Source organism: Bradyrhizobium sp. LTSP885, assembly GCF_000938305.1.
GTDB lineage: Bacteria > Pseudomonadota > Alphaproteobacteria > Rhizobiales > Xanthobacteraceae > Bradyrhizobium.
The window spans coordinates 111,528-136,899 of record NZ_JYMT01000027.1; the positions used below are offsets into that span (position 1 = coordinate 111,528).

29 protein-coding genes and 1 pseudogene are annotated in these 25,372 nt (G+C 63.5%); 19 read left to right on the top strand and 11 right to left on the bottom strand.

Going from position 1 to position 25,372, the window contains the following annotated elements:
* Positions 1-200 precede the first annotated feature (200 nt).
* Together UP09_RS18195 and UP09_RS18200 are read left to right on the top strand one after the other, a co-directional pair.
* Positions 201-908 carry a GyrI-like domain-containing protein gene (locus tag UP09_RS18195; RefSeq protein WP_044539625.1) on the top strand — a complete coding sequence of 236 codons (708 nt, stop codon included), beginning with the start codon at positions 201-203 and terminating at the stop codon, positions 906-908.
* A 5-nt stretch (positions 909-913) separates the two neighbouring features.
* Complete coding sequence (locus UP09_RS18200; protein ID WP_044539665.1) at positions 914-1,630, top strand: SIMPL domain-containing protein; 717 nt, start codon at positions 914-916, stop codon at positions 1,628-1,630.
* A gap of 138 nt (positions 1,631-1,768) precedes the next feature.
* Here the strand turns inward: UP09_RS18200 and UP09_RS18205 are convergent, their stop codons facing one another.
* Entirely contained in the window at positions 1,769-2,833 is a 1,065-nt protein-coding gene (locus UP09_RS18205; protein WP_044539626.1) for an MBL fold metallo-hydrolase, read from the bottom strand.
* A 324-nt stretch (positions 2,834-3,157) separates the two neighbouring features.
* On the opposite strand from UP09_RS18205, the gene ffh reads away from it, so the two are divergent.
* The 3 genes from ffh to rimM all read left to right on the top strand — a co-directional run bounded on the left by ffh (position 3,158) and on the right by rimM (position 5,661).
* On the top strand, positions 3,158-4,702 hold the full coding sequence (ffh, locus tag UP09_RS18210) for a signal recognition particle protein (RefSeq protein WP_044539627.1): 1,545 nt from the start codon (positions 3,158-3,160) through the stop codon (positions 4,700-4,702).
* Positions 4,703-4,787: 85 nt separating this feature from the next.
* Complete coding sequence (gene rpsP / locus UP09_RS18215; protein WP_044539628.1) at positions 4,788-5,120, top strand: 30S ribosomal protein S16; 333 nt, start codon at positions 4,788-4,790, stop codon at positions 5,118-5,120.
* A gap of 16 nt (positions 5,121-5,136) precedes the next feature.
* Complete coding sequence (rimM, locus tag UP09_RS18220; protein ID WP_044539629.1) at positions 5,137-5,661, top strand: ribosome maturation factor RimM; 525 nt, start codon at positions 5,137-5,139, stop codon at positions 5,659-5,661.
* A 15-nt stretch (positions 5,662-5,676) separates the two neighbouring features.
* Here rimM and gcvA read toward each other — a convergent pair whose 3' ends face one another.
* Complete coding sequence (gene gcvA / locus UP09_RS18225; RefSeq protein ID WP_044539630.1) at positions 5,677-6,588, bottom strand: transcriptional regulator GcvA; 912 nt, start codon at positions 6,586-6,588, stop codon at positions 5,677-5,679.
* A 169-nt stretch (positions 6,589-6,757) separates the two neighbouring features.
* Between gcvA and UP09_RS18230 the strand changes: the two genes are divergently transcribed.
* The 4 genes from UP09_RS18230 (at position 6,758) to rplS (ending at position 10,407) form a co-directional block, all read left to right on the top strand.
* Positions 6,758-7,963, top strand: coding sequence for an MFS transporter (locus tag UP09_RS18230; RefSeq protein ID WP_044539631.1), 1,206 nt, complete (start codon positions 6,758-6,760; stop codon positions 7,961-7,963).
* Positions 7,964-8,086: 123 nt separating this feature from the next.
* Positions 8,087-9,169, top strand: a complete 1,083-nt coding sequence (locus UP09_RS18235; RefSeq protein WP_044539632.1) for a zinc-binding dehydrogenase — start codon at positions 8,087-8,089, stop codon at positions 9,167-9,169.
* 9 nt (positions 9,170-9,178) lie between these two features.
* Positions 9,179-9,913: a tRNA (guanosine(37)-N1)-methyltransferase TrmD gene (gene trmD, locus UP09_RS18240; RefSeq protein WP_044539633.1), complete on the top strand. Its 735-nt coding sequence runs from the start codon at positions 9,179-9,181 to the stop codon at positions 9,911-9,913.
* A gap of 110 nt (positions 9,914-10,023) precedes the next feature.
* On the top strand, positions 10,024-10,407 hold the full coding sequence (gene rplS, locus UP09_RS18245) for a 50S ribosomal protein L19 (protein ID WP_044539666.1): 384 nt from the start codon (positions 10,024-10,026) through the stop codon (positions 10,405-10,407).
* 142 nt (positions 10,408-10,549) lie between these two features.
* Here rplS and UP09_RS38175 read toward each other — a convergent pair whose 3' ends face one another.
* Positions 10,550-10,714: a hypothetical protein gene (locus UP09_RS38175; protein ID WP_197082692.1), complete on the bottom strand. Its 165-nt coding sequence runs from the start codon at positions 10,712-10,714 to the stop codon at positions 10,550-10,552.
* Between the two features lie 32 nt (positions 10,715-10,746).
* Here UP09_RS38175 and leuC point away from each other — a divergent pair, with 32 nt between their 5' ends.
* From leuC to UP09_RS18260, 3 genes are all read left to right on the top strand, one after another.
* Positions 10,747-12,153 carry a 3-isopropylmalate dehydratase large subunit gene (gene leuC / locus UP09_RS18250; RefSeq protein ID WP_044539634.1) on the top strand — a complete coding sequence of 469 codons (1,407 nt, stop codon included), beginning with the start codon at positions 10,747-10,749 and terminating at the stop codon, positions 12,151-12,153.
* Between the two features lie 104 nt (positions 12,154-12,257).
* Positions 12,258-12,467, top strand: a complete 210-nt coding sequence (locus tag UP09_RS18255; protein ID WP_044539636.1) for a hypothetical protein — start codon at positions 12,258-12,260, stop codon at positions 12,465-12,467.
* A 275-nt stretch (positions 12,468-12,742) separates the two neighbouring features.
* Positions 12,743-14,440, top strand: a complete 1,698-nt coding sequence (locus tag UP09_RS18260) for a methyl-accepting chemotaxis protein (RefSeq protein ID WP_044539637.1) — start codon at positions 12,743-12,745, stop codon at positions 14,438-14,440.
* A gap of 95 nt (positions 14,441-14,535) precedes the next feature.
* Here UP09_RS18260 and UP09_RS18265 read toward each other — a convergent pair whose 3' ends face one another.
* Both UP09_RS18265 and UP09_RS18270 read right to left on the bottom strand, forming a co-directional pair.
* Positions 14,536-14,868 (bottom strand): hypothetical protein, encoded by a 333-nt coding sequence (locus UP09_RS18265; RefSeq protein WP_197082693.1) that lies wholly within the window; start codon positions 14,866-14,868, stop codon positions 14,536-14,538.
* A 127-nt stretch (positions 14,869-14,995) separates the two neighbouring features.
* Positions 14,996-15,202, bottom strand: a complete 207-nt coding sequence (locus UP09_RS18270; RefSeq protein WP_044539638.1) for a hypothetical protein — start codon at positions 15,200-15,202, stop codon at positions 14,996-14,998.
* A gap of 254 nt (positions 15,203-15,456) precedes the next feature.
* Here UP09_RS18270 and UP09_RS18275 point away from each other — a divergent pair, with 254 nt between their 5' ends.
* Positions 15,457-15,669, top strand: a complete 213-nt coding sequence (locus tag UP09_RS18275) for a hypothetical protein (protein ID WP_044539639.1) — start codon at positions 15,457-15,459, stop codon at positions 15,667-15,669.
* 115 nt (positions 15,670-15,784) lie between these two features.
* On the opposite strand, the gene UP09_RS18280 is transcribed toward UP09_RS18275, so the two are convergent.
* Positions 15,785-16,123, bottom strand: a complete 339-nt coding sequence (locus tag UP09_RS18280; protein WP_044539640.1) for a hypothetical protein — start codon at positions 16,121-16,123, stop codon at positions 15,785-15,787.
* Positions 16,124-16,229: 106 nt separating this feature from the next.
* Here UP09_RS18280 and UP09_RS18285 point away from each other — a divergent pair, with 106 nt between their 5' ends.
* The 3 genes from UP09_RS18285 to UP09_RS18295 all read left to right on the top strand — a co-directional run bounded on the left by UP09_RS18285 (position 16,230) and on the right by UP09_RS18295 (position 18,325).
* Entirely contained in the window at positions 16,230-16,631 is a 402-nt protein-coding gene (locus UP09_RS18285) for a metallopeptidase family protein (protein WP_044539641.1), read from the top strand.
* Between the two features lie 105 nt (positions 16,632-16,736).
* Entirely contained in the window at positions 16,737-17,339 is a 603-nt protein-coding gene (gene leuD, locus UP09_RS18290; protein ID WP_044539642.1) for a 3-isopropylmalate dehydratase small subunit, read from the top strand.
* Between the two features lie 197 nt (positions 17,340-17,536).
* Positions 17,537-18,325: a glycosyltransferase family 32 protein gene (locus UP09_RS18295; RefSeq protein WP_044539643.1), complete on the top strand. Its 789-nt coding sequence runs from the start codon at positions 17,537-17,539 to the stop codon at positions 18,323-18,325.
* Positions 18,326-18,554: 229 nt separating this feature from the next.
* Here UP09_RS18295 and UP09_RS18300 read toward each other — a convergent pair whose 3' ends face one another.
* A complete protein-coding gene (locus tag UP09_RS18300; RefSeq protein ID WP_044539668.1) occupies positions 18,555-19,433 on the bottom strand; it encodes an HpcH/HpaI aldolase/citrate lyase family protein in 879 nt (292 codons plus the stop codon).
* Between the two features lie 144 nt (positions 19,434-19,577).
* On the opposite strand from UP09_RS18300, the gene UP09_RS18305 reads away from it, so the two are divergent.
* Positions 19,578-20,222, top strand: coding sequence for a carbonic anhydrase (locus UP09_RS18305; protein WP_044539644.1), 645 nt, complete (start codon positions 19,578-19,580; stop codon positions 20,220-20,222).
* An 11-nt stretch (positions 20,223-20,233) separates the two neighbouring features.
* On the opposite strand, the gene UP09_RS18310 is transcribed toward UP09_RS18305, so the two are convergent.
* Together UP09_RS18310 and UP09_RS18315 are read right to left on the bottom strand one after the other, a co-directional pair.
* Entirely contained in the window at positions 20,234-20,785 is a 552-nt protein-coding gene (locus UP09_RS18310; RefSeq protein ID WP_044539645.1) for a TIGR00645 family protein, read from the bottom strand.
* Positions 20,786-20,822: 37 nt separating this feature from the next.
* Positions 20,823-21,857, bottom strand: a complete 1,035-nt coding sequence (locus UP09_RS18315) for an aspartate-semialdehyde dehydrogenase (protein ID WP_044539646.1) — start codon at positions 21,855-21,857, stop codon at positions 20,823-20,825.
* Positions 21,858-22,184: 327 nt separating this feature from the next.
* On the opposite strand from UP09_RS18315, the gene UP09_RS39030 reads away from it, so the two are divergent.
* Together UP09_RS39030 and UP09_RS18325 are read left to right on the top strand one after the other, a co-directional pair.
* Positions 22,185-22,439, top strand: coding sequence for a helix-turn-helix domain-containing protein (locus UP09_RS39030; RefSeq protein WP_197082694.1), 255 nt, complete (start codon positions 22,185-22,187; stop codon positions 22,437-22,439).
* Positions 22,429-22,671, top strand: a complete 243-nt coding sequence (locus UP09_RS18325) for a hypothetical protein (RefSeq protein WP_156164658.1) — start codon at positions 22,429-22,431, stop codon at positions 22,669-22,671. Before UP09_RS39030 ends, UP09_RS18325 begins: the two co-directional genes overlap by 11 nt.
* 224 nt (positions 22,672-22,895) lie before the next feature.
* Here the strand turns inward: UP09_RS18325 and istB are convergent, their stop codons facing one another.
* Entirely contained in the window at positions 22,896-23,759 is an 864-nt protein-coding gene (gene istB / locus UP09_RS18330) for an IS21-like element helper ATPase IstB (protein ID WP_044536175.1), read from the bottom strand.
* Positions 23,689-25,258 (bottom strand): annotated as a pseudogene (gene istA / locus UP09_RS18335) (IS21 family transposase). Before istA ends, istB begins: the two are co-directional and overlap by 71 nt.
* Positions 25,259-25,372 lie beyond the last annotated feature (114 nt).

The following is a 25,372-nucleotide window of genomic DNA, read 5'->3' on the forward strand; positions in this document are numbered from 1 at the left end:
GGCCAGTCCATAGCGTTTTCAAGCGAAGTGGCCCCCCGGTTCGCGTGAAGAAAACGCGTCAGAACAACAGTCTGAATGCCGCCATGACGCATCTGTCATGGGACGAAAGCGGAACTTGCGTGTTAGGAATATTGCACCTTGCGGACCGTATGCCGGGACAGATCGAGCGGCCGCGTGGCGATGGGGATGGAGATTACCGAATGAACCGAATCAGCACGTTCCGCGCGGCCCTGGTCGCGCTGCTCCCTTTGGCCGCGATCGCGCTGACCAGCCCGGCCGCCGCCCAGTCGCCGACCGCCTCGCCTGCGCCCGCAGCGAGCCCCGCACCGTCGGCGACCCCGGTCCCGGCGCCGGTGACCCCGGTCCCGCCGCCGGCCGAGACCAAGTCACCGGCCGACAGCCCCGCCGCGTCGCAGACCCCGCCACCTGCCGCACCGGTGCAGACCGCTGACCCCTTCGGCGAGCCCATCACGCTGGAGCCGAAAAAGGTCGTCATGCTGAAGGGCAATGCCAATTGGGATGCGGCCTTCGATGCCCTGATCGAGGCGTTCAAGCAGCTCACCGCGCAGCTCGGCAAGGAGAGCGTCAAGCCATCAGGCAATCCGATGATCGTCTATACGTCGACCGACGACACCGGCTTCACCTTCATCGCCGAATATCCGGTCGACCAGGACGTGAAGAACCTCGGCAAGGGCATGAGCATGGGCAACTCGCCGGACGGCAAGGCGTTGAAGTTCGTCCATCGCGGCTCCTACGACAACATGGACAACACCTATGAGGCGATCACCAATCACCTCGACGACAAGAAGCTCGAAGCCAAGGACACCTTCATCGAGGAATACATCACCGACCCCCTGAAGACTGCCGAAGACAAGCTTGTGATCAACGTCTACGTCCCCTTGAAGTGAGCCAGATGACCTATCGCGTCCCCTTCGCTGCCGCCCTCGTTGCAACTGCTCTGCTGGCCGCGCCTGCTCTGGCCGAGACCGACTTTCCGCCGGCGATTTCGGTCACCGGTGAAGCCAGCGTCTCGGCGCCGCCCGACGAGGCACAACTCGACGCAGGCGTCACCACGGACGCCAAGACTGCGCGCGAAGCCGCCGACGCCAACAATGTGACGATGGGCAAGGTGCTGGCCGCGCTGAAGGGCGCGGGGCTCGCGGAGAAGGATTATCAGACCTCGCGGCTGTCATTGCAGCCGCAATTCGCCAACCGTGCCCCAACGTCCCCGAATGCACCGCCCAGCATTGTCGGCTATCACGCGAGCAACCGCGTCACGATCAAGTTGCACGATGTCACCAAGGTTGGGGCTGTTATCGATGTGCTGGTCGGCGCCGGCGCCAACGATATCGGCGGGATCAATTTCCTGGTGTCGCAGGCCTCGAAACTGCTCGACGACGCGCGTGAAAAGGCGATCGCCGACGCCCGCCGCAAGGCCGAGATCTATGCCAGGGCCGCGGGCGTGGCGCTCGGAGCGCCCTTGAGCATTTCGGAAGCCGGTTCGGCCCCGATGCCGATGTTCCGCGCCAAGATGGCCACGGCCACATTTGCCGCGCCGACGCCGGTCGCGCAGGGCGAAGAGACGCTCTCGGTCACGGTGAATGTCTCCTGGGCGATCAAGGAAAAATAACTGGCGTCGTCCCTGCGAAAGCAGGGACCCATAACCACAGGGTTGAGTCATTCAAGCAAGCTGGGGGCCCAGCGTTGCACAACAATTGACGGTCGTGGTTATGGGTCCCGGGTCGCGCTTCGCTTGCCCGGGACGACATCAAATCTCGAACACTTGCCCGGGCTTCAACGTCGCGAACTTTTCGCGCGGCAGTTTTGCCGCATCCAACGCCTCGCCGAGTGCGATCACCGGCGCGTCAACAGCCTCATCGGTGAGCTGGAACGTGCCGTGATGGTGCGCCAGCGCCTGCTGCGCGCCGCAATCGGCGAGCGCCTTCACGGCGTCTTCCGGATTCATGTGCTGGTCGCGCATGAACCAGCGCGGCTCGTAGGCGCCGATCGGCAGGATCGCGAGCCGCAGCGGGCCGTGCGCTTCGGCGACGCGGCGAAAATGCCCGCCGTCGCCATAGCCGGAATCGCAGACGATGTAGAGCTTGCCGGCCGACGTCTCCAGCACGAAGCTCGCCCACAGCGCCTTGTTGCGGTCGTACAGGCCGCGCGCCGACCAGTGCCGCGTCGGCACCAGCGTCACCGCGAGCTCGTTGCCGAGATCGATGCGCTGATGCCAGTCGAACGCCTCGGCTTTGATTGCGGCATCCGCCGCGCGCATCGTGATGTCGTTGCCGAGTGGCGTAATCACACGCGGCGCGAACGTCTCGGCAAGCTTCGAGAGCGTCGCGATATCGAGGTGGTCGTAATGGCCGTGCGACACCAGCACGACATCGATCTTGGGCAATTTCTCGAAAGCAATGCCGGGATCATTGTGCCGCTTCGGCCCGGCAAAGCTGAACGGCGAGGCGCGGGTCGACCACACGGGGTCGACGAGGATATTGAGGCCGGCGGTTTGAATCAGCCAGCTGGCGTGCCCGACGAAGGAAAACCGTACTTTGGCGCCCTCGACACGCGGCGGTGGCGTGTCGGCATAGGGGCTCGGCACCCGGTCCGGCCAGGTCGCGCGCTTGCGGCCGCCACCGAATTGCCAGCGCAGCACCTCGCCGAGCGACTTCGGCGGCGAGCCGTCCGGATCGAAGAAGCGCAGGCCATCGAAATGGTCGGAGACAGGGCCGTCATAGGTTTTCATTGATGACATCCAGATCGACGGAACGCCGATCGCCGCGGCGGCTCCGGTCAGCAAAGCGAGAATGCGGCGGCGGGTGATCGGCAAGCGGGTTCCGAGATGACGAGCGGAAGGCCCCGCCTATATGGGGGGTGAGGACGAATTCGGAACCAACGCAAGAAAATGCTGTATTTTCAGTGCCTTACCGCCAGATACGAGTCGGGCGCGGCCAACTTTCCTTGACTTTGCCCGCTCGGCAGCGTTTAACCCCGCCACTTCCTCGGAAAGATCCGTCTTTTCGACCCGCCGCCCGGTCCTGGAGACCGGAGGCCAACGCCCGACAGCGCTATGCGCCCTCGGGCGCGAAAGTGTTTGGATTTGCTTCTCCCTCACCCCGCTCTTGCGGGGAGAGGTGAAAAAGGGACAACGGCATTGTTCGACAATCTGTCGGAACGGCTTGGTGGCATTCTCGATCGTCTGACGGGGCGCGGTGCGCTGACCGAAAAGGACGTCGATGCCGCGATGCGCGAGGTGCGCCGCGCGCTGCTCGAAGCCGACGTCGCGCTCGAGGTGGTCCAGAGTTTCATCGACCGGGTCCGTGAGCAGGCGATCGGCGCCACCGTCGTCAAGTCGGTCACGCCGGGCCAGATGGTGGTCAAGATCGTCCATGACGAGCTTGTCGCCACGCTCGGCTCGGACAGCCAGACCATCGATATCAATTCGGTGCCGCCGGTTCCGATCATGATGGTCGGTTTGCAAGGCTCCGGCAAAACCACCACCACCGCGAAGCTCGCCCGGCGCCTGGTCCAGCGTGACAAGCGCAAGGTGCTGATGGCCTCGCTCGACGTCTATCGCCCGGCGGCGATGGAACAGCTCGCCGTCCTTGGCCGCGACCTCGACATTCCGACGCTGCCGATCGTCGCAGGCCAGATGCCGCCGCAGATCGCCCGGCGGGCGATCGAGGCCGGCAAGCTCGGCGGCTACGACGTCGTGCTGCTCGATACCGCCGGCCGCACCACGCTCGACGAAGAGATGATGAAGGAGGCGGCCGAGATCAAAGCCGCTGCCAATCCACACGAAGTGCTGTTGGTCGCTGACTCCCTGACCGGCCAGGACGCGGTCAATCTCGCGCGCGCGTTCGATGAGCGCGTCGGGCTGACCGGCATCGTGCTGACACGCGTGGACGGCGATGGCCGCGGCGGCGCTGCGCTGTCGATGCGCGCGGTCACCGGCAAGCCGATCAAGCTGCTCGGCACCGGCGAAAAGACCGATGCGCTGGAAGACTTCCATCCAAGCCGCATCGCCGGCCGTATCCTCGGCATGGGCGACGTGGTGTCGCTGGTCGAACGCGCAGCGGCAAACATCGACGCCGAAAAGGCCGCACGCACCGCCGAGCGGATGCGCAAGGGTCAGTTCGACCTCAACGACATGCGCGAACAGCTGCAGCAGATGGCGAATATGGGCGGCATCGGCGGCCTGATGGGCATGATGCCCGGCATCGCCAAGATGAAGAACCAGATCGCGGCTGCCGGCATCGACGACAAGATCATCAAGCGCCAGGTCGCGGTCATCGATTCGATGACGCGGCAGGAACGCAAGAATCCCGATGTCCTGAAGGCCAGCCGCAAGAAGCGCATCGCTGCCGGCGCCGGCCAGAGCGTCGAGCAGGTCAACAAACTCCTGAAGATGCACCGGAACATGGCCGACATGATGAAGGCCATGGGTTCGGGCAAGCGCGGCCCGCTGGCCGGCATCGCGCAGGCGATGGGCTTTGGCGGCGGCATGAAGCCGCCCTCGGCCGACGAGATGAAAGCGCTCGCCGACAAGATGCAGGGTGGCGGCGGTGGACTGCCGAACCTGCCGAAGGATCTTCCCGCCGGCCTGCGTGGCGGCTTGCCGAATGTGCCGGGGCTCACAGGCCTCAGCGGCAAGCCGATGCTGCCGGGCCTCGGTGGCTTCCCGGGCAAGAAGAAATGAGGAATTCGCCGCAACGGATCACAAGGATCCCGCGCGGCGCGGAATACCAGTCAACCGAACAAACCGTACTTTGAAGGAGAACTCTATGTCAGTCGTTATCCGCCTCGCGCGCGCAGGCACCAAGAAGCGTCCGGTCTATCACGTCGTCGTCGCCGACTCGCGTTTCCCGCGCGATGGCCGCTTCATCGAGCGTCTCGGCCACTTCAATCCGCTGTTGCCGAAGGACAACGAGGCCCGCCTGAAGGTCGACATGGACAAGGTGAAGGCCTGGCTCGCCAAGGGCGCGCAGCCGTCGGATCGCGTCACCCGTTTCCTCGACGCCGCCGGTGTCGTGAAGCGCCCCGCACGCAACAATCCGGAAAAGGCCGTGCCGCGCAAGGAGCGCAAGGCCAACGCCGAAGCCGCCGCCAAGAAGTAAGCGTTAGCGGAGCGTGATGGTCGCAGCACCGATTTGCGTCGCTCGGATCGGCGCTGCGCATGGCGTGCGCGGCGCCGTCAGGCTTTGGACTTTCACCGAAGATCCGCTGGCCGTGAAGGATTACGGCCCGCTGACGACCAAGGACGGCGCGCGGCAGTTCGAAGTGACGCATGCGCGCCAAGCCAAGGATCATCTAGTGGCGACGCTGAAGGGCGTCGCCACGCGCGAAGATGCCGAACGGCTCAACGGCCTCGAACTCTACATTCCGCGCGATCGGCTGCCTGAGACCGATGACGGCGAATATTACCACACCGATTTGATCGGGCTTGCCGCGGTGACGACGGCGGATCAGCCGCTCGGCAAGGTGATCGCGATCCATAATTTCGGCGCCGGCAACATCATCGAGATCGCCCCGCCGCAGGGCGCGACGATGCTGCTGCCATTCACCAATGCCGTGGTGCCATCAGTCGATCTCGCCGGCGGCCGCGTGGTGATCGAGTTGCCGCAGGAAGTCGACGGCGACGATCCGTCGGCGGCCTGATCGAAGGACCGCCGTTCAAACCATCATCCGGCCCTGCTGCTCGAGCCAGTCGCAGAACACCGCGCTATGCGGATCGCCGCTGCGGCCTGCCGGAAAATAGGCGAAGTAGCTCCGCGCCGGCAGGCTAACGTTCGGAAACGGCGTCACCAGACGCCCGGCCGCGAGATCGTCTGATATCAGCGCCGTCGGCCCCATCGCGACGCCGAGACCGTCGAGCGCCGCCTGAATGGTCAGATAGAAATGATCGAATGTCAGTGACGCCGCCGGCTCCAATGCGGATTGCCCGGCCTCCGCGAGCCAGTCGCGCCACAGCCGCGGCATCGACGTCACGTGCAGCAGCGTATGCCTGGACAGATCGGTGACGTCGGTCAGCGGCAATTGCGCTGATAACGACGGGCTGCAGACCGGCAGCCGGCGCTCCGAGACCAGGAAGCGCGATGAGAAGCCGTGAAAGGTGTCGGGGCCGCCGCGGATCACCACATCGAATGGATCAGGCAGCGCATCGACCGGATCGTTCGACGTGCTCAGACGCACCTCGATGTCGGGATGCTCGGCCCGAAACCGGCTCATTCGCGGCAACAACCAGCGCAGGCTGAATGTTGCGAGCGCATTGACGCGCAACACGGCCACCGGCGCATCGCCGTGCCGCTCCCGGTGCTGCTGCACGGCAGCCGAGATCCGATCGAGCGCAGGACCGAACTCCGCCAGCAGCGCTGCGCCTGCCGGCGTGAGCACCACGCGCCGGACCGATCGCCGAAACAGCGATGGCGCCCCCAACCACTCCTCCAGCAGGCGGATCTGCTGACTGACGGCGCCATGGGTGACGCTGAGTTCGGCAGCGGCTTCCTTGAAGCTGCCAAGGCGCGCGGCGGCTTCAAAGGTACGGACCGCATTGAGCGGCGGCAGGCTGCGACGCGGGACGAACATGACCCAATATGCCAGATTTTCTAACGCATGATCCGATTATTACTGATTTGTGACAGGAATATCCAGGGAGCATAATGGCTCCAAGGCATTCACTTTGCTTTCTTTTTCAAGGCTCGAGGCCGATGCACCGCAATCCCATCTTCAGATTTACTGCCTCCGGACGGCAGCAATGAGCGAGTCTACAGTAGCCGACGCGCCCCAATCCGATCGCGCCCGGGCGGCGCGCACGCTGACGGTTACCGGCCTGAACCACGCGCTCCACGACGGCTATACCGACCTGATCTACGTGCTGCTGCCGGTCTGGCAGACTGAATTCGCCCTGAGTTATGGGCTGCTCGCCCTGCTGCGCGGGCTGTATGCCGGCACCATGGCCGGGCTGCAGATCCCGGTCGGGCGCATCGCCGAGCGGATCGACGGCAAGATCATCCTGATCGCAGGCACGGCGCTCTCGGCACTCGGCTATTTCCTTGCCGGGCTGTCCGGCGGCGTCATCGGATTGGGCCTGGCGCTGGCGTTGTCCGGCGCCGGCTCGAGCACCCAGCACCCGATCGCATCCGCCGCCGTGTCGCGCGCCTATGGCAGCGCGGCGCGGGGGCCGCTCGGCATCTACAATTTCACCGGCGATCTCGGAAAGGCCGCGATCCCTGCACTGACCTCGGTCCTGCTGGTGATCATGTCATGGCGGCACACGCTGCTTTTGCTGGCCGTCGCGGGCTTGCTCGTCGCGATCTGCATTGCGCTGTGGATGCCGTCGGTCGGCAAGGGAAGCTCACAGAGGTCGAAGACAGCGTCGAGTCGCGCGAGCGTAGGCGGGCGCGGCTTTCGCTGGCTGCTAGCAATCGGAATCCTCGACACCGCCGTCAGGATGGGCTTCCTCACCTTCCTGCCGTTCCTGCTGCGCGACAAAGGCGCATCGCTGCCGACCAACGGCTTCGCGCTGGCGCTGGTCTTCATCGGCGGCGCGGCCGGCAAGTTCACCTGCGGCTGGCTCGGCGAACGGGTCGGCACCCTGCGCACCGTACTCATCACCGAAGGCGGAACGGCGGTGCTGATCGTTGCGGTGCTCGCACTCCCGCTCACCCCCGCGATCGTCCTGCTGCCGTTGCTCGGCGTGATGCTTAACGGCACATCCTCCGTGCTCTATGGCACGGTGCCCGAGCTCACGCCGCCTCACCAGACTGAGCGTGCCTTCGCGCTGTTCTACACCGGCACCATCGGATCGGGTGCGATCGCACCGGTAATCTATGGCCTGCTCGGCGACACGCTCGGCCCGACCCTGGCGACCGCCGCGACGGCGATCACGGCGCTTGCGATCTGCCCGCTTGCCATCGCGCTGGCGCGGCATCTCGCCGATGAAGCTAGCGCCGGCGCCTGACGGCCATCGCACCAAATTGCGCCGGCAGGCTGGCGTGGTCCCGGCTTCGGAATACATACATCCGCGACGAAGAGTCCCGGGTCACATTTCCCTTGCCGGGACGACCAACGCGAAAGCAAGACGATGACAAGCACCCACAAGGCCTGGCGACTGCACGCGCATAACGATCTCCGCTTCGACGACGTTGAAACGCCCAGGCCCGCGTCAGATGGCGTCGTGGTCAGGATCGAAGCCGGCATGGTGCTGTCCTACACGGGAAAGGTGCTGTCGGGATCGGTGCCCTACAGCCTGCCGCCGATGCCGTTCGTGCCGGGCACCAACGCGATCGCGCGCGTCGTCGCTGCGGGCGAGAACGTCACGCACGTCCGGAACGGCGATCGTGTCTTCCTCAGCCCGCACCTGCGCGGTGACGTACCGGATCGCGATCCGCCGCAGATCCTGATCGGCCTCACCGCAATGGCGACGACACCAGAGGCGCTGGCATTGCAGACGCGCTGGCGCGACGGCGTGTTCGCAGAGATCGCGCATTGGCCGGCGGCCTGCGTCACACCGCTTGCCAATCTCGACGACAAGCCGGCGACCGAACTGATCGGACTGGCAAAGCTGATCGTGCCGTTCGGCGGACTGCAGCGCTCCGGCCTGCGCGGTGGCCACACCATCATCATCAACGGTGCGACCGGCTATTTCGGTTCGGGTGCGGTAATGCTCGCGGTCGCGATGGGCGCAGGCCGTGTCGTTGCGGTCGGACGCAAGCAGGCGGCGCTCGAACAACTGCGCGATGCTTTCGGCCCGCGCGTCGTTCCTGCCGCCGTCACTGGCGATGCCGCGAGCGATCTCCCGATCATCCGCCGCGCCGCCGGCGGAGCTGCGGATGTCGCACTCGATCTGCTCGGCGCCGCCAAGAGCACGTCGACCACGCTGTCGACCTTGCGCGCGCTTCGGCGCGGCGGCCGGATGGTGCTGATGGGCAGCGCCGAGGCGCCGCTCGAGCTCTCGTTCCGCGAGATGCTCGCCAACGACTGGGAAGTGGTTGGGCAGTTCATGTACGACCGGACGGCGCCGGGCCAGCTTGCGGCACTGGCCGCAGAAGGCCTGCTGGATTTGCGCAAGATCAACGTTGCGACGTTCAAGCTCGCCGACTTCCGTCGCGCGGTGGATGCCGCCGCCATGATGCAGAGCCTCGACCTGACGGCCGTGGTGCCGTAACCAGAGGCCATGACATCTGAGCCGACCCCCTGGCGCGCGACCGTGCTGACCCTGTTCCCGGATATGTTTCCCGGGCCGCTTGGGGTGAGCCTGGCCGGCAAGGCGCTGGCGGGCGGCCTTTGGGCGCTGGAAGCGCGTGACATCAGGGCTTCCGCGACCGACAGACATCGTAGCGTCGACGACACGCCGGCCGGTGGCGGTCCCGGGATGGTGCTGCGCGCCGATGTGCTGGCTGCGGCAATTGATGAGGCGGCCATCGCGTCCGATCGCCCGCACCTCCTGATGAGCCCCCGCGGTCGGCCATTGACCCAATCGCAGGTCGTGGACCTCGCGGCAGGACCCGGCCCCCTGATCGTCTGCGGCCGCTTCGAGGGCATCGACCAGCGGGTCATCGAGGCCCGTGGCCTCGAGGAGGTCTCGATCGGCGACTACGTGCTATCAGGCGGCGAAATCGCCGCGATGGCGCTGATCGACGCCTGCGTCCGGCTTTTGCCGGGGGTGATGGGCAAACAGGCCTCGGGAACCGAGGAAAGCTTCTCCGAAGGACTACTGGAATACCCCCAATACACCCGTCCTCAGGAGTTTGAGGGCCGTCAGATCCCTGAAATCCTCATTTCGGGCGACCATGCCAAGGTCGCGGCCTGGCGGCTGGCCCAATCTGAGGCCCTGACCCAATCCCGCCGGCCGGACCTCTGGGCCAGAAAAGCGGCTCAGCGAGGGACAAAAAGCACGACAGACGGGTGACAAACCCTGCGCTTTGCCTTATACGACCGCCAAATCCGCACAATACGCGCAGGATAGATGGACGTTTGCGCAGCCCGCGCAGGCTGGGCGCGCCGCCGATGGAGATTTCGATGAACCTCATTCAGCAGCTCGAAAAAGAGCAGTTCGACAAGCTCGCCGCCACCAAGGACATCCCGGAATTCGGGCCCGGCGATACCGTGATCGTCAACGTCAAGGTGGTCGAAGGCGAACGGACCCGCGTGCAGGCCTATGAAGGCGTCTGCATCGGCCGCTCCGGCCAGGGCCTCAACGAGAGCTTCACCGTGCGCAAGATCTCCTATGGCGAAGGCGTCGAGCGCGTCTTCCCGGTGATGTCGCCGATGATCGACTCGATCAAGGTTGTGCGCCGCGGCAAGGTCCGTCGCGCCAAGCTCTATTATCTGCGCAATCTGCGCGGCAAGTCGGCCCGCATCGTCGAGAAGAAGCAGGACCGCCCGACGGCTGTCGGCGAGTAATTCGTCCCTTTCAGGATGAGACCAAAAGCGCGGGCCTGCCCGCGCTTTTTTGTTGCGGCATACCTATCTGCCGTAGAGCCCCGCAGATCGATTGATTGTCGCGGGCATCAGCCCTGTGTTAGAAATTTAGAATGGTTCCGGATCAAGCAAGCCAGCCCTGCCAGCGCGTCGTGATCGACGATCGCTCGCGGTTGCCCGGCCGGTTCTTCGGACGCTTTGCGACGTCGGCGACGTCGGAGCTTACGCCCGCAGCGTGAAGCTGCCCGGACGCTTTCGCCTGCTCGCGCATCATCGCGCTCAAAGCCATCAACCACTGAATTTCTTCTGGAGCCGACGCTCATGTCCAAACCGACCACACTGTACGACAAGATCTGGAACGACCATCTGGTCCACGAAGCCGAGGACGGCACCTGCCTGCTCTACATCGACCGCCATCTGGTGCACGAGGTGACCTCGCCGCAGGCGTTCGAAGGCCTGCGCGCCACCGGCCGCAAGGTGCATGCGCCGGAGAAGACGCTCGCCGTCGTCGACCACAACATCCCGACCACCGACCGTTCGAAGCCGAACCCCGATCCTGAAAGCATCGAGCAGATGCGGGTAATGGCTGACAACGCCAAGGAATTCGGCATCGAGTACTTCAACGAGTTCGACAAGCGCCAGGGCATCGTCCACGTCATCGGCCCGGAGCAGGGCTTTACGCTGCCCGGCACGACGATCGTCTGCGGTGACAGCCACACCTCGACGCATGGCGCGTTCGGCGCGCTCGCCCACGGCATCGGCACATCTGAGGTCGAGCACGTGCTGGCGACGCAGACACTGATCCAGAAGAAGGCCAAGAACATGCGCGCGGTCGTCGACGGCAAATTGCCCGACGGCGTCACCGGCAAGGATATCATCCTGGCGATCATCGGCGAGATCGGCACCGCCGGCGGCACCGGCTACGTGCTGGAATATGCCGGCGAGGCGATCCGTGCGCTCAGCATGGAAGGCCGCATGACGGTCTGCAACATGTCGATCGAAGGCGGCGCCCGTGCCGGCCTGATCGCGCCGGACGAAAAAGCATTCGAGTTTTTGAAGGGTCGCCCGAAGTCGCCGAAGGGCCAAGCGTGGGACGCTGCGATGCGCTATTGGGACACGCTGCGTTCCGATCAGGGTGCGCATTTCGATCACGAACTGCGGCTGGATGCGGCAAAACTGCCGCCGATCGTGACCTGGGGCACCTCGCCCGAGGACGTGGTATCGATCGCAGGCTTCGTGCCCGATCCCGACAAGATTGCGGACGAGGCCAAGCGGCTCTCCAAGCATCGCGCGCTGAAATACATGGGCCTGACTGCGGGCACCAAAATCACGGACATCAAGCTCGATCGCGTCTTCATCGGGTCCTGCACCAACGGCCGCATCGAGGATCTGCGCGCCGCGGCCAAGATCGCCGAGGGCAAGACCGTCAACGCTCACGTCGATGCGATGATCGTGCCGGGCTCGGGCATCGTGAAGGAACAGGCAGAAGCCGAAGGCCTCGACAAGATCTTCATCAAGGCCGGTTTCGAATGGCGCGAGCCGGGTTGCTCGATGTGCCTCGCGATGAACCCGGACAAGCTGGCGCCGGAAGAGCGTTGCGCTTCGACCTCGAACCGCAACTTCGAAGGCCGTCAAGGCTTCAAGGGCCGCACCCACCTGGTATCGCCCGCAATGGCGGCCGCGGCGGCGATTGCCGGACATTTCGTCGACGTGCGGGAGTGGCGATAAGCGATCGCTCTTGTCTCAAGCTCGAGCCGTTCCGGAAACGGCTCGTTAAGGGCTGACACGCACACTGGCTGCTAGCGGAAACAAGCTTTCGCGAGGAGCCGGACGTGGCCGACAAACCCGAATTCGTCGATATGATCCGCGAGGCGACGCAGCAGAAGCGCCGCCGCGCCGGACCGCGCATCATCGATCCGCTCCCCGACGTGAAAGAGACCTCGCGCCTCAGCCATTGGCCGCCGGACCGATGGACGCAATGGCGAATGGAAAACCTGACGCCGTGGAAGCTGAAGCCCTGGCGGGTCAAGGACTGGGACTAAATCAACGCGGCTTGACCTAACGAAACGGGCGCCGAATGGCGCCCGTCGTCGTATGACACCCGCGTCAGGTCGACGCGCCCTGAGCCATCGACTCTGGCGTGAACCCTTTGCTAAGGGTTGGTCCCTAAGGTTAACCGATAATCAATCAGAAAATTCAGGACCTTCTTCCGTTTCCATGGCGCGGCCAGCAGGCCTAGCCGTGGCATCGCGTCCTCGCGCATGGCTGTTCGCCCGGGTGGGCCGATGGAACGAGCACCATTATCGTGGGACCAGAAATGACCCTTAAGTTTCAAAATCTGCCAATTATCGCCAAGATCGCCGTGCCCGCAGCCATTATCGCGCTGGTCGCGATCGGCATCGTCGTCCAGGCTTCGCTGGCCCTGAGCCATCTGTCGGCGACCGCGTCCGACCTCGTCGATGGCAACGCCCGCCGCGTGCAGTACAGCCTCGAAGCAGAGAGCAATTTCAACAGCGCGGCGGTCAGCGAGAAGAACGTCATCCTCAGCGCCGCCGATACCAAGGCGATCGCGTCCAATATCGAAAGCTACAACAAGGCGACGGATGCGACGCTTGCAGCCGTGGAGCGCCTGGCGGCCATCACCACCGATACCGGACAGCGCCAGCTCATCGATACGGTACGCAACGCCGTGAAGGACCGCCGCGACGCCAGCGCGAAAGTGTTCGAACTGGTAAGCGCGGGCAAGCTCGACGAGGCCTTCGCCTATTCGCGCAATGTCGCAGCCAAGCATCGTCAGATCGCGATGGAAGCAGGCGCCAACCTGATCGCCAGCAACGTGAAGGGCATGCAGGCCGCCCGCGACCAGGGCGTCGCCACCGCCGACCAGACCCGCCTGGTGCTGCTGTTCGGCGCGGCCGCTGGCCTGCTCTGCGCGTTCAGCATCCTGGCCTGGATCGCGTTCAGCCAGATCGCGCGGCCGCTGTCGCGCATGACCGAGGAAATGACCAAGCTCGCCGCCGGCAATCTCGACATCGCCGTTGTCGGCGACGATCGCGCCGACGAGGTCGGCGGCCTCGCCAAGTCGCTGCTGGTGTTCAAGCAGAACGCTATCACGGCGCGCCGCCTCGAAGCGGAGCAGCGCGAGGAGCAATTGCGCAAGGAAGCCCGGCAGCGCACCGTCGAGACGCATATATCGACGTTCGACAGCCAGGTGTCGGAGGCGTTGAACGCCCTGACTGCGGCATCGACCGAGATGCATGCGACCGCCGGCAGCATGACGGCGACCGCCGAGGAGACCAGCCGGCAGGCGACCTTCGTTGCCACCGCGTCCAACGAGGCCTCGGCGAACGTCCAGACAGTGGCGGTCGCGACCGAGGAACTGCATGCCTCGATCAGCGAGATCACGCGCCAGGTGACGCAAGCCGCCGAGACCGCAAGAGCGGCGGTGGATGAGACCAATCGCACCAATACGACGGTCGAGAGCCTTGCCGCGGCCGCGCAGCGCATCGGCGAAGTGGTCTCGCTGATCCAGAACATCGCCTCGCAGACCAACCTGCTGGCGCTGAACGCCACGATCGAGGCGGCGCGCGCCGGCGAGTCCGGCAAGGGCTTTGCGGTCGTCGCCAATGAAGTGAAGACGCTTGCCACCCAGACCGCCAAGGCGACCGAGGAGATATCCTCGCAGATCGCCGCCATCCAGCAGGAAACCAGAGATGCGGTCGACGCAATCAAGACAATCGGCGGAACCATCGGACGAATGAGCGAAATCGCGGCCGCGATCTCCGCCGCCGTCGAGCAGCAGAGCGCCGCAACCCGCGACATCTCGAAGAACATCCAGGAGGTTTCGCGCGGCACCAGCGAGGTCTCGGCCAATGTCGGTAGCGTCAACGAAGCGGCCAACGAAACCGGCAGCGCGGCGACGCAAGTGCTGTCGGCCGCCGACGATCTCAGCCATCAGTCGGCCAAGCTACGTACCGACGTCAGTTCATTCCTGGAAAAAATCCGCGCGGCCTGACCGCACGTCAGATACATCAGCTGCAAGAGCGGTTCCGGTTGATCGGAACCGCTCTTTGCTTTGTCACATGACGCCGCTATGTGAACGCGCGCCTGTCACCAGAACGGACCGAACCCGAAGCCGAAGCTGAAGGGTGCCGGCGAAACATACGGATAAGGCCGGTAGTAGGAGGGCCGCCCGTAATAATAGGGATCGTACGACCGATAATAGGGCCGGTAGGTGGGTCGGTCATACGGCCGGTAGCCGTAATGATAGTGGTGACGATAGTAATGACGATAACGGCGCTGCGCGCTCAAGTCCGTCACCTTGCCCGGATGTCGTTGTTGTGCAGCCGCCTGCGGCCTGGTTGGCGCCGCCGTGGCTGCCGATGCCGGTGCTGCCAATGCAAACACGCCTGCGACAACGGCAACGCCGATCCATCTCATCATGATCAACTCCTGCAGATTTCGATGAACGTCATATCGGCCGCGCGAATCTGCCGGTTTCATGGCTGAAAACGGCAACAGGCCCGCTGCTCACGGGCCTGTGTCTGAACTGCGCTGAAACGACGCGTCTTCAGCGCCAGTGGCGACGATGCCAGCGATGATGATGATGCCAATGCCGATGCCAGCGCACCTCGGTCGTCGCGGGCTTGACGTCCTGCTGTACCGTGGCGGCAGCGCCAGGGCTCGCCAGTGATACCGCGTATGCGCGCTCGGTCGGCGCCGCCAATGCAAGCACGGCGCCAACGGCCGCGAGCCCCAGAACGTACGTCATCTTCATGAGTCGTCTCCTTGATTCCCGGATGTCACGTCTGGCAACGACGATTCGGATAGAATCGACCCCCGTTGCCGCAACGCAGATCGCAATGAGATGACGGACGACGTGAATGCAGAATGAATGACTGCGCCACGTTGATGAATACCGCGCGAGCCATCGGGTTCCAGCGCGGCACGCAAGATTTTCATGTCTACGCGTAAAACCGGCGTAGACTATCGTCGTATCTTGCGAAGTGCCTTCTGCCGAAGGAGATCGCCATGACACAATCTGATAAGCGCAAATGGCTGACGCGCGCCGCGCTGAGCCCTGCAGTATTGCTGCTGGCCGATGTTGCCCATGCCTCGCAGGGACCGGGCGGCGGCATGGGAACGGCGAGTCAGCTCACGCAACTGCTGATGGCCGTGATCGTCTATGGAACGTCGGGGATGGTCATCGCAGCCGGATTGATCGGAGCGGCACGCGGACGTTAGAGCGTTTTCGAGCGAAGTGGATACCGGTTCGCGTGAAGAAAACGCGTCAAAACAAGAACCTAGAGCTCCGTTCCGATTCCATCGGAACGGAAACCGCTCTAGCCCGCCAGCACAACTAGCCGCGCCGCCAATAGCAGTTCATGCGCGGCGTGATCACCGTGCCGCTCGGCCGGTACTCCTGCACATAGGTCGCGGTGCAGCTACGCACCGCGTTGGGACCGGGATTGTAGCGCGGAATGACATCCGGTTCCCAATGATCGGGTTCGGACCGGTAGATCGGCACGCGCCGCAGCCGGCGACGCTGTGCGACCCTGTCGCTCGCGGCCGGTGATGTCGCCTGGTCCAGGCGCGCTTCTGCCTTCGCGGACTGCGCCTGCACTTCCGTCCCCGGAAGCGAGAGCCCGACTGATGCCGCCGCCGCCGCCAACAGCGTTGCCGCCACGATCCGTTTCATCTGCGCCCACCACCCAAAACGCGTTGTTGGGCGGCACGGTCTCCCATCGCGCCGCCAAAATCAACCGCGCTGGCGCGGCCTGTGGCACTCGCGCTAAAGGAGTGTCATGTGGATCACAGCCAAAGCCCCCTCGCTTGCCGACATGGAAGCCATGGCGCACGAGGTCTTCGAGCGCCTGCCGGACACGTTCCGGACCCTCTGCGAGGGCCTGATCATCCGCGTCGACGACTTCCCGACCGACGAGGTGCTCGACGACATGGAGGCGCAGAGCGAGTTCGACCTGCTCGGCCTGTTCCACGGCATAGGCCTGCCGCACCAGAGCCATGGCGACGTGGCCCGGCTGCCCAACCTGATCTGGCTCTACCGGCGGCCGATCCTGGATTACTGGGCCGAGCACGACGAGACCCTGGGCCATATCGTCCGCCACGTCCTGATCCACGAAATCGGCCACCATTTCGGCCTGTCCGACGCCGATATGGAGGCGATTGAGGCCAACGCGGGTAACTAGAGCGTTTTCCAGCTCCAGCCCTGCAGAAATCACCCTTTTACCGCTGTCATATTCGCGATAAATATCCCGCCGTTATCCCTCATTTTTCGACCGGGAAGTGCATCGATGGACAAGTTCACCACGCTGGAAGGCGTCGCGGCGCCGCTGAAGATCATCAATGTCGACACCGACATGATCATTCCGAAGCAGTACCTGAAGACCATCAAGCGCACCGGCCTTGGCAAGGGGCTGTTCTCGGAACAGCGTTACAAGGATGACGGCAGCGAGAACCCGGATTTCGTGCTCAACCAGCCGGCCTATCGCAACACCAAGGTGCTGGTCGCCGGCGACAATTTCGGTTGTGGTTCGAGCCGCGAGCATGCCCCCTGGGCACTGCTCGACTTCGGCATCCGCTGCGTGATCTCGACCTCGTTCGGGGACATCTTCTACAACAACTGCTTCAAGAACGGCATCCTGCCGATCCGCGTGTCGCAGGAAGACCTCGATAAACTGTTCGACGATGCCGAGCGCGGCGCCAACGCGACCCTGACCATCGATCTGCCCAACCAGGAGATCCGCGGTCCTGATGGCGGCAAGGTGAAATTCGAGATCGATCAGTTCCGCAAGCACTGCCTGATCAACGGCCTCGACGACATCGGGCTGACCATGGAAAAGAAGACGTCCATCGACGCCTACGAGGCCAAGCTCAAGGAGCGCGCCTGGGCCTGAGGGCCAAGCCTTTCATCAAGCCCCGGTGCCCGTTGGCGCCGGGGTTTTTCTTTGCCCATTTGTCTTCACTGCAAAACTGCTTATAGCTGAAGCGTTTTCGAGCGAAGTGGATACCGGTTCGCGTGAAGAAAACGCGTCAAGATAAGAGTCTGGAGCCCCGTTCCGACTCCGTCGGAACGGAAATGGCTCCAGCGCGCATGTTGCCCGACATCGTCACCTTCTGGCACGGCCCGATGGATGCGTTGCGCCAGACTTGCCTGCGCTCGCAGGTGGCTGTCGGCCACAAGGTCACGGTCTACAGCTTCGATCCGATTCCCGGCCTGCCCGACGGCGTCGGCAATGCCAAGGCCGAAGCGGTGCTGCCGCATTCATTCTCCGAGAAGCTGCGTCCACCACAGCCCGATGGTTCATGGCGCGACTGGACCATCCTGCAGTTCAGCGACTTCTTCCGCATGAAGCTGATGGCGCAGCGCGCCGGGCTCTGGCTCGATGCCGACGTGCTGCTGCTGAAGCCCGTCGAGATCGATCCCGCAAAACCCTATTTCGCCTGGGAGCGGCCACGGCAGCTCGGCAATTCCGCGCTGTATTTGCCGCCGAATGATCCGATCGTGCGTGCCTTCGAAGAGCTGATGGCACAGGACGACCTCACCCCGAACTGGCTGGCACTGCGCCACCGCCTGACCTTCGCGATGCGCCGGCTACGCGGCAAATCAAATCGCTTGTCCGACATCCGCATCGCGATCTATGGCCCCGCCTCGCTGACAGCCTTGGCGCGCCGCGAAGACGAATTACAGCACGCGCTGCCGAAGCAGTCATTCTATGCGGTGCACGCCGAACCAAAGCTGTTCTTCGAGCCGTCGGATTTTTCGAGATACCTGAACGATCCCGAGATCATCGGCTTGCACATCTCGCCGAAGGGACGCGGCAAGGACGCGCCGATACCGGGCAGCCTGTATGCATGGGCAACGGAGAAATTTGGGACGTGAGGCAAGCACTGCTGCACCCTCTCCCCCTGTGGGAGAGGGTGGTTTCGATGCGACAGCATCGAAACCGGGTGAGGGGTATTTCTCCGCACAAACGGTCTTCGCAAGCGGAGACACGCCCCTCATCCGGCGCCGTAGCCGATGCAAAGCATCGGCGTTCTAGAGACGGCGGCCCGTAGGCCGCCTATGCCACCTTCTCCCACAGGGGGAGAAGGGAAGGAATCGCGGATAGCTAATGCCCCATCGCCGCGATCGCATCCGCGATCTCGATCGTGCGGCGCGCCGTCTCGGCATGCAGGCGCTCCACCATGCGGCCGTCGAGCTGGATCGCACCGCGCGATGCATTCTCCGGCTTCTCGAAAGCTGCGATGATCTTGCGCGCTTCGGTTACGTCGGCTTCGGGCGGCGTAAAGATGGCGTTGCAGGCATCGATATGGCTCGGATGGATCAGCGTCTTGCCGTCGAAGCCGAGATCGCGGCCCTGCGCACATTCCTCGGCGAAGCCGTCGACATTGCCGATGTCGCCATAGGGGCCGTCGAGGATCTCCAGCCCGTGGGCGCGGGTCGCGAGAATGCAATGCGTGATCATCGGGATCATGGCCGCGCGGCCCGGCTTCATCCGGATCCGGGTTTCACGCGCGATGTCGTTTGGACCGAACACGAAGCCGGCCAGCCGTACTTCGGGATCCTCCGATGCTGCGGCGAGCTTGTCGGCGTCGAGCACCGCGCGCGCGGTTTCGATCATGGCCCAGACCTTGATCGAGGCAGGGGCATTGATGTCGCTGAGGCGATCGGCGACGGCGTTGAGATCGGCGACGGTGGAGATCTTGGGAACCAGGATGCCGTCGGGCTGCGCCTTGCCGGCCATGCCGATGTCGTCGACCCACCAGGGCGAGTCGAGGGCATTGATGCGGATCAGCACCTCGCGCTTGCCGAACCCCTTGGCGGCGACCGCCTTGGCGATCTGATCGCGCGCCACGGCCTTGGCATCGGGCGCAACGGAATCCTCAAGGTCCAGGATAATGCCGTCCGCCGCCAGCGTACGGGCCTTTTCCAGCGCCCGTGCGTTCGATCCCGGCATGAACAACAGGCTGCGGCGCGGACGGGTCATCGGCATCTCCTTAGCGCTTTGGAACGGCGAACGTCCATTGTTTAGGCACTGATCAGGCGCCGCTTTTCAACCCCTGCCCCTATCATCTCAGCCCCGATGCCGAAAGTCTTGTTCCGGTCACGAGCATGTGGTTAGCAAATGGCCATGCAGGCCTTTCCGAAGCAATTGATCGACGGCTACCGGACCTTCGCCACGCAGCGGCTGCCAACCGAGCAGTCGCGCTACCGGGAGCTGTCCGAACGTGGCCAGTCGCCGGAAACCATGCTGATCGGCTGCAGCGATTCCCGCGTCTCCCCGGAAGTGATCTTCGACGCTGGCCCCGGCGAGTTGTTCGTGGTCCGCAACGTCGCCAATCTGGTTCCGGTCTATCAGCCGGATAGCGGTACCCACGGCGTCTCGGCCGCGCTGGAATATGCCGTCAACGTGCTGAAGGTGAAGCATATCGTGGTGCTCGGGCACGCCCAGTGCGGCGGCATCCGCGCCTTCGTCGACAAGATCCAACCGTTGTCGCCGGGCGACTTCATCGGCAAGTGGATGCAGATGTTCGTCAAGCCGGGCGAAGTGGTCGAGCAGCGCGAGCATGAGAGCATGCAGGACTTCGTCGTCCGCATCGAGAAGGCCGCGGTGTTCCGCTCGCTGGAGAACCTGATGACGTTTCCGTTCGTGCGCGATGCCGTCGAGCGCGGCGAGATGCAGCTGCACGGCGCCTATTTCGGCGTCGCCAAGGGCTCGCTGTTCGTGCTCGATCCGGTCGCGAAGGAATTTCTCCCCGCGGAAGTCAGCGAATAGATTTCCATTCGCTATTCGCCGCCGTGATCTCCGCTCCAGCGGTCGGACAGCGCGAGCATGAAGGCCGACACCACGAACAACAGATGAACTCCGACCAGCCAGCCGAGCTTGTTCGGATCGAATGCGGTGTCCAGGTTCATGAAGGCCTTCAGCACCTGGATCGCCGAAATGGCGACGATCGAAGCCAGCAGCTTTTGCTTCAAGCCGCCGAAATCGACCTTGGTCATCCAGTCCGGCCAATCCGGGTGCCCTGCCGGATCGATCTTCGAGACGAAATTCTCGTAACCGGAAAATACCACGATCAGGATCAGATTGCCGGTCAACGAGATGTCGATCAACGAGAGCACGCCGAGGATGATGTCGGATTCCTTCGCCGCCGGCACATGCAGGATGAAGTGCCACAGCTCCATGCAGAACTTGAGCAGCAATGCCGCAAGGCTGACGACAAGACCGAAATAAAACGGCGCCATCAGCCATCGGCTGTTGAACAGCAGGGCTTCGAAGCCGCGCTCGACGCGTTTCAGCGTTGGATTTTGGCGATAGGGCGCCGGCTGCTCGGTCATGGCACGGAGGTCCTCACGCCGCGATATCAGCTCGCCGTCAGGCCGCCTTTTTCTTCGCGCTGATCAGCTTGCGGTTGATCAGCACTTCGGCGATCTGGATCGCGTTCAGCGCGGCACCCTTGCGCAGATTGTCCGACACGCACCACAGCACGAGACCGTTCTCCACCGTCGCGTCCTCGCGGATGCGGCTGATATAGGTGGCATCCTCTCCTGCCGCCTCATAAGGCGTGACGTAGCCGCCCGGCTCGCGCTTGTCGATCACGAGACATCCGGGCGCGTTGCGCAAGATATCGCGGGCTTCATCGGCCGAGATCGGATTCTCGAACTCGATGTTGACAGCTTCGGAATGGCCGACGAACACCGGCACCCGCACGCAGGTGGCGGAAAGCTTGATTTTGGGATCAAGAATCTTCTTGGTCTCCATCATCATCTTCCACTCTTCCTTGGTGTAGCCGTCCTCCATGAACACGTCGATCTCGGGGATCACGTTGAAGGCGATACGCTTGGGGAATTTCTTGTTGACGAGATCGCTGTTGGTGTAGACCGCCTTGGTCTGCGAAAACAGCTCGTCCATGGCATCCTTGCCGGCGCCCGACACCGATTGATAGGTCGAGACCACCACGCGCTTGATCACCGCCTTGTCGTGCAGCGGCTTCAGCGCGACCACGAGCTGCGCGGTCGAGCAGTTCGGATTGGCGATGATGTTCTTTTTGGTGAAGCCGACAACCGCGTCCGCATTCACCTCCGGCACGATCAGCGGCACGTCCGGGTCCATGCGCCAGACCGACGAATTGTCGATCACGACCGCGCCGGCAGCGCCGATCTTCGGCGACCATTCCTTGGAGACCGAACCGCCGGCCGACATCAGGCAGATGTCGACGTCGGAGAAGTCATAGTGCTCGAGCGCCTTGACCTTCAGGGTGCGGTCGCCATAGGAGACCTCGACGCCCATGCTGCGGCGTGACGCCAGCGCAACGACCTCGTCGGCGGGAAATTTGCGCTCGTCGAGAATGTTGAGCATTTCGCGCCCGACATTGCCGGTCGCGCCGACCACTGCGACTTTGTAACCCATCGTTCACTCTCCGACGAAAAATGCCCGTTCCCTTGCTGTTAGCGGAAAGGGAAGAGGCAGCGCTTCTATGCGAGAAGGATTTTCGCATTGAAATCGCTATTGTTTTTGACGTTGTACCAACGGCTGTACCCACAGAGATTTTGGGCGTCGCCATGATCCGGCCTGATCTATCCTAACCCACTTGACTGTCAAAGGGGCGAGGAATAGGTCAAGCGCGTCGTGAGGCAGAGCGGCCCTGATGGGACCAACCGCGATCACCTTGGGCAACGGGATACAGCCACCATGGCCCCGTGGAGTGCCGTTGAGCCGGCGCGTCACGGTACCACCATGTCCGAGCCTCTGTCCCTATCCCCGCAAGGGGCCGCCGAATATCTCTCCCTCAGCAAGCCAACCATCTATCGTCTGCTAGCCGCTGGCACCATCACGGGCAAGCGCTCCGGCACCCGCACGTTGATCGATGGCAAATCGGTCCGCGCGTACTACGCGAGCCTGCCGGACTACGCGGCGGGCACTCCAGCACCGAACGCGCCCCAGTCCCAGCGACCCGCGAGGCACCGGAGGACACACGCCAATGAGCAATGATCTCAGTTGGCTCATGCGCGTGCCATCGCGCGAAGAGCAACTAACAACTCACTGGGACAACGCCTCCGACCTCGCGCGCGTGGTTGACGGGATTGCCGGTGCTGACGAGCGCGCGGCCGGTGCGTTCTATCGCCACTGCATCCAGACCGCTCCGCCCGGCGCGAAGCCGATGATCTATCGATTGTTGATGGACGCGGACAGCTTACGATACGCGAGGCGAACGCGGCATTGATCGCGGGCGATCCAAGAACCTGCCCGGATCGATACTTTCTTGGATGAGGGTATCGATCCGGGCAGACTGGAAAATCTATCGCGCCTATGACCACTCACACTGAGCCCGTCGAAAAATACCCACACGCGCACCGCTCGTAACGTGGAGTTGTTGCGTGAGCCGAGCGGGTCTATGCTCATGGCAAGTTGTTTTGCAGAGCGTGCGCAGTCGGCCATGGGCCGGTGTCAATCGGCGTTCAAATTTGACCCCGCATCGGCGTCCAATTTTGACCCCTTTGGGCGACGGGTTTTGGCGGTAGCGCTCGCGCCGTCGGAGCTGGTCGGGGTTGCGGAGACGGTGCGAGCGCGGGTTGCGTGATCGTCGTCGCGGCTCTTGAAGCGCCAACTGTCGTTGCCGGTCTCGACGATATCGCAATGGTGAGTCAGACGATCGAGCAGCGCGGTGGTCATCTTTGCGTCGCCAAATACGCTGGGCCATTCCCCGAAGGATAGGTTGGTGGTGACGACGATCGACGTGCGCTCGTAGAGCCGGCTGACGAGATGGAACAGTAGCTGGCCGCCGGATTGAGCAAACGGAAGGTAGCCGAGTTCGTCGAGGACAATGAAGTCCATCCGGGTCAGATGCTCGGCGATGCGACCCTGCCGTCCATTGCGGGTCTCGATCTCCAGGCGATTGACGAGGTCGACTACGTTGTAGAAGCGGCCGCGGGCACCAGATCGGATGCAGCTTCTGGCGATGGCGATGGCCATATGTGTTTTGCCGGTGCCGGTACCGCCGACCAGGACGGCGTTACGTTGCTGGGCGATGAAGCCGCCGCCGGCGAGATCATTGACCAGCGTCTGGTTGATAGGAGTGCCCTCGAACTGGAAGTCCTCAAGGTCCTTGGCCAGCGGCAGTTTGGCGATGGTGAGCTGGTACTTGATCGAGCGCGCCTGCTTCTCGTTGATCTCGGCGTTGAGCAGGTCGCCGACAATGCGTTGAGGTTCGTGCTGGCGTTTGACAGCGGTCGCCATGATCTCATCGAAGGCGGCCTTCATGCCGTAGAGCTTGAGCTCGCTCATGAGGTCGAACAGTTGAGTACGTTCCATCAGATGGTTCTCCTGAGGTTGTCGTAACGGGCACAGTCGGCGATCGGGGCATGGCGCAATGTCAGCGCAGCCGGGGTGAGGATGTTGGCCGGTGGCGCAGGATCACGCTGGCGGGCCAGGATGTTGAGCACGACATCGGCGGAATGAACGCCGTGAGTGATCGCCTCGGCGCAGGCGGCTTCGACGGCCGGCAAGCCGTCGGTCAGAACTGCGTTGAGGATGTCGACCATCTGCCGATTGCCATCGTCGGCGCTGGCGAGCTTGCGCCGTACACGTTCGATCGCGGCCGGCAGTACCCAGTCCTTGAAGGGAGCGCCGTTGCGCAAGGCACCGGGTTTGCGAGCCAGCACCGGCACGTAATGCCAGGGATCGTAGACGGTATCGCCGCGGCCGAACGAGCGAGCATGCTCGGCAACGATGCGCCCGTCCTGGCGGATCACAATGCGGTCGGCGTAGGCGTGAACCTCGACAGGCCGCCCGACAGCGCTGGCCGTGACCGAGTATTTGTTGTTGTCGAAACGCACCAGACAGGTCTTCGAGACCGACGCCGGCACCGCGTGGAATCCGTCGAACCGGCCGGCATAGGGAACGAGCTTCGGTCGCTCAGCTTCGAACACCTCCCAGACCGTCTGTTCGATCAGTTCCGGATGCCGGTGCGCTTTGGCGTAGGCGATGCACTTGTCCAACAGCCACGCGTTCAACTCGTTGAGGGTTTTGAACCGCAGCCGTGGCGTGAAGAAGCGCTCCCGGACAAGTCCGACCTGGTTCTCGACCTGACCCTTCTCCCAGCCCGACGCTGGCGTGCAGGCAACCGGATCGACCAGGTAGTGGCTGCACATCTGCATGAAGCGGCGATTGTAGAGACGCCCTTTGCCGACGAAGATGGTCTCCACCGCCGTCTTCATGTTGTCGTAGATGCCGCGTCCGCAGGTGCCCTTGAACAGAGCAAATGCCCGGTCGTGGGCGTCGAACACCATCTCCTGTGTCTCGCGCGGATAGCACCGCACAAACAGCATCCGGCTGTGACAGAGCCGGACATGGGCGGCCTTCACGATCACCGTTACGCCATTGAGCAGGACGACCTCGTGGCTCCAGTCGAACTGATAGGCTTCCCCAGGCGCAAAGCTCAGCGGGACATAGGCTGCAGCCGTCGATTGCCCACGCTCTTGGCTCCACCGCCTGGCGTAACGCCGAACGGTATCGTAACCGCCATCATAGCCGCGCCCGCGCAGCTCTTCGAAGATCCGGATCAACGTCAACTGTTCGCGAGCAGCCTTAGCTGCGTTCCCCGCAAGCAATCCGTCGAGCTCCGCTGCCCATCGTCCCAGCTTCGGCCGCGGTTGGACAACACGCTCGTACTCGAATGAGGTCTCTCCCGACCTCAGCACCTTCCGGACCGTGTTCCGCGACACCTTCAGGTCCCGGGCGATCTCCTTGATCGTCTTGCCCTTGATGAAGTGTTCGCGCCGTATCCGGGCAATTGTCTCCACGACCAGCATCCCCGACCACCTGCTTCATTACAAAGCAGGCAGCGCAACAGACCAACCTGTAGGGGGTCAATTTTGGACGCCGATCCCCCGGCTTAGGGGGTCAATATTGCAGGCCGAATGACA

Coding starts and splice junctions, on each gene's coding strand:
- UP09_RS18195 (WP_044539625.1), top strand. CDS start 201: ATGAACCGAATCAGCACGTTCCGCGCGGCCCTGGTCGCGCTGCTCCCT.
- UP09_RS18230 (WP_044539631.1), top strand. CDS start 6,758: ATGAGCGAGTCTACAGTAGCCGACGCGCCCCAATCCGATCGCGCCCGG.
- UP09_RS38175 (WP_197082692.1), bottom strand. CDS start 10,714: ATGGCTTTGAGCGCGATGATGCGCGAGCAGGCGAAAGCGTCCGGGCAG.
- UP09_RS18305 (WP_044539644.1), top strand. CDS start 19,578: ATGCAGGCCTTTCCGAAGCAATTGATCGACGGCTACCGGACCTTCGCC.
- UP09_RS18310 (WP_044539645.1), bottom strand. CDS start 20,785: ATGACCGAGCAGCCGGCGCCCTATCGCCAAAATCCAACGCTGAAACGC.
- UP09_RS18200 (WP_044539665.1), top strand. CDS start 914: ATGACCTATCGCGTCCCCTTCGCTGCCGCCCTCGTTGCAACTGCTCTG.
- UP09_RS18235 (WP_044539632.1), top strand. CDS start 8,087: ATGACAAGCACCCACAAGGCCTGGCGACTGCACGCGCATAACGATCTC.
- UP09_RS18260 (WP_044539637.1), top strand. CDS start 12,743: ATGACCCTTAAGTTTCAAAATCTGCCAATTATCGCCAAGATCGCCGTG.
- UP09_RS18265 (WP_197082693.1), bottom strand. CDS start 14,868: ATGATGAGATGGATCGGCGTTGCCGTTGTCGCAGGCGTGTTTGCATTG.
- UP09_RS39030 (WP_197082694.1), top strand. CDS start 22,185: ATGTCCGAGCCTCTGTCCCTATCCCCGCAAGGGGCCGCCGAATATCTC.
- rpsP (WP_044539628.1), top strand. CDS start 4,788: ATGTCAGTCGTTATCCGCCTCGCGCGCGCAGGCACCAAGAAGCGTCCG.
- istB (WP_044536175.1), bottom strand. CDS start 23,759: ATGGAACGTACTCAACTGTTCGACCTCATGAGCGAGCTCAAGCTCTAC.
- UP09_RS18285 (WP_044539641.1), top strand. CDS start 16,230: ATGTGGATCACAGCCAAAGCCCCCTCGCTTGCCGACATGGAAGCCATG.
- UP09_RS18315 (WP_044539646.1), bottom strand. CDS start 21,857: ATGGGTTACAAAGTCGCAGTGGTCGGCGCGACCGGCAATGTCGGGCGC.
- UP09_RS18300 (WP_044539668.1), bottom strand. CDS start 19,433: ATGACCCGTCCGCGCCGCAGCCTGTTGTTCATGCCGGGATCGAACGCA.
- rimM (WP_044539629.1), top strand. CDS start 5,137: ATGGTCGCAGCACCGATTTGCGTCGCTCGGATCGGCGCTGCGCATGGC.
- trmD (WP_044539633.1), top strand. CDS start 9,179: ATGACATCTGAGCCGACCCCCTGGCGCGCGACCGTGCTGACCCTGTTC.
- gcvA (WP_044539630.1), bottom strand. CDS start 6,588: ATGTTCGTCCCGCGTCGCAGCCTGCCGCCGCTCAATGCGGTCCGTACC.
- leuC (WP_044539634.1), top strand. CDS start 10,747: ATGTCCAAACCGACCACACTGTACGACAAGATCTGGAACGACCATCTG.
- UP09_RS18275 (WP_044539639.1), top strand. CDS start 15,457: ATGACACAATCTGATAAGCGCAAATGGCTGACGCGCGCCGCGCTGAGC.
- UP09_RS18295 (WP_044539643.1), top strand. CDS start 17,537: ATGTTGCCCGACATCGTCACCTTCTGGCACGGCCCGATGGATGCGTTG.
- UP09_RS18280 (WP_044539640.1), bottom strand. CDS start 16,123: ATGAAACGGATCGTGGCGGCAACGCTGTTGGCGGCGGCGGCGGCATCA.
- rplS (WP_044539666.1), top strand. CDS start 10,024: ATGAACCTCATTCAGCAGCTCGAAAAAGAGCAGTTCGACAAGCTCGCC.
- leuD (WP_044539642.1), top strand. CDS start 16,737: ATGGACAAGTTCACCACGCTGGAAGGCGTCGCGGCGCCGCTGAAGATC.
- UP09_RS18325 (WP_156164658.1), top strand. CDS start 22,429: ATGAGCAATGATCTCAGTTGGCTCATGCGCGTGCCATCGCGCGAAGAG.
- UP09_RS18270 (WP_044539638.1), bottom strand. CDS start 15,202: ATGAAGATGACGTACGTTCTGGGGCTCGCGGCCGTTGGCGCCGTGCTT.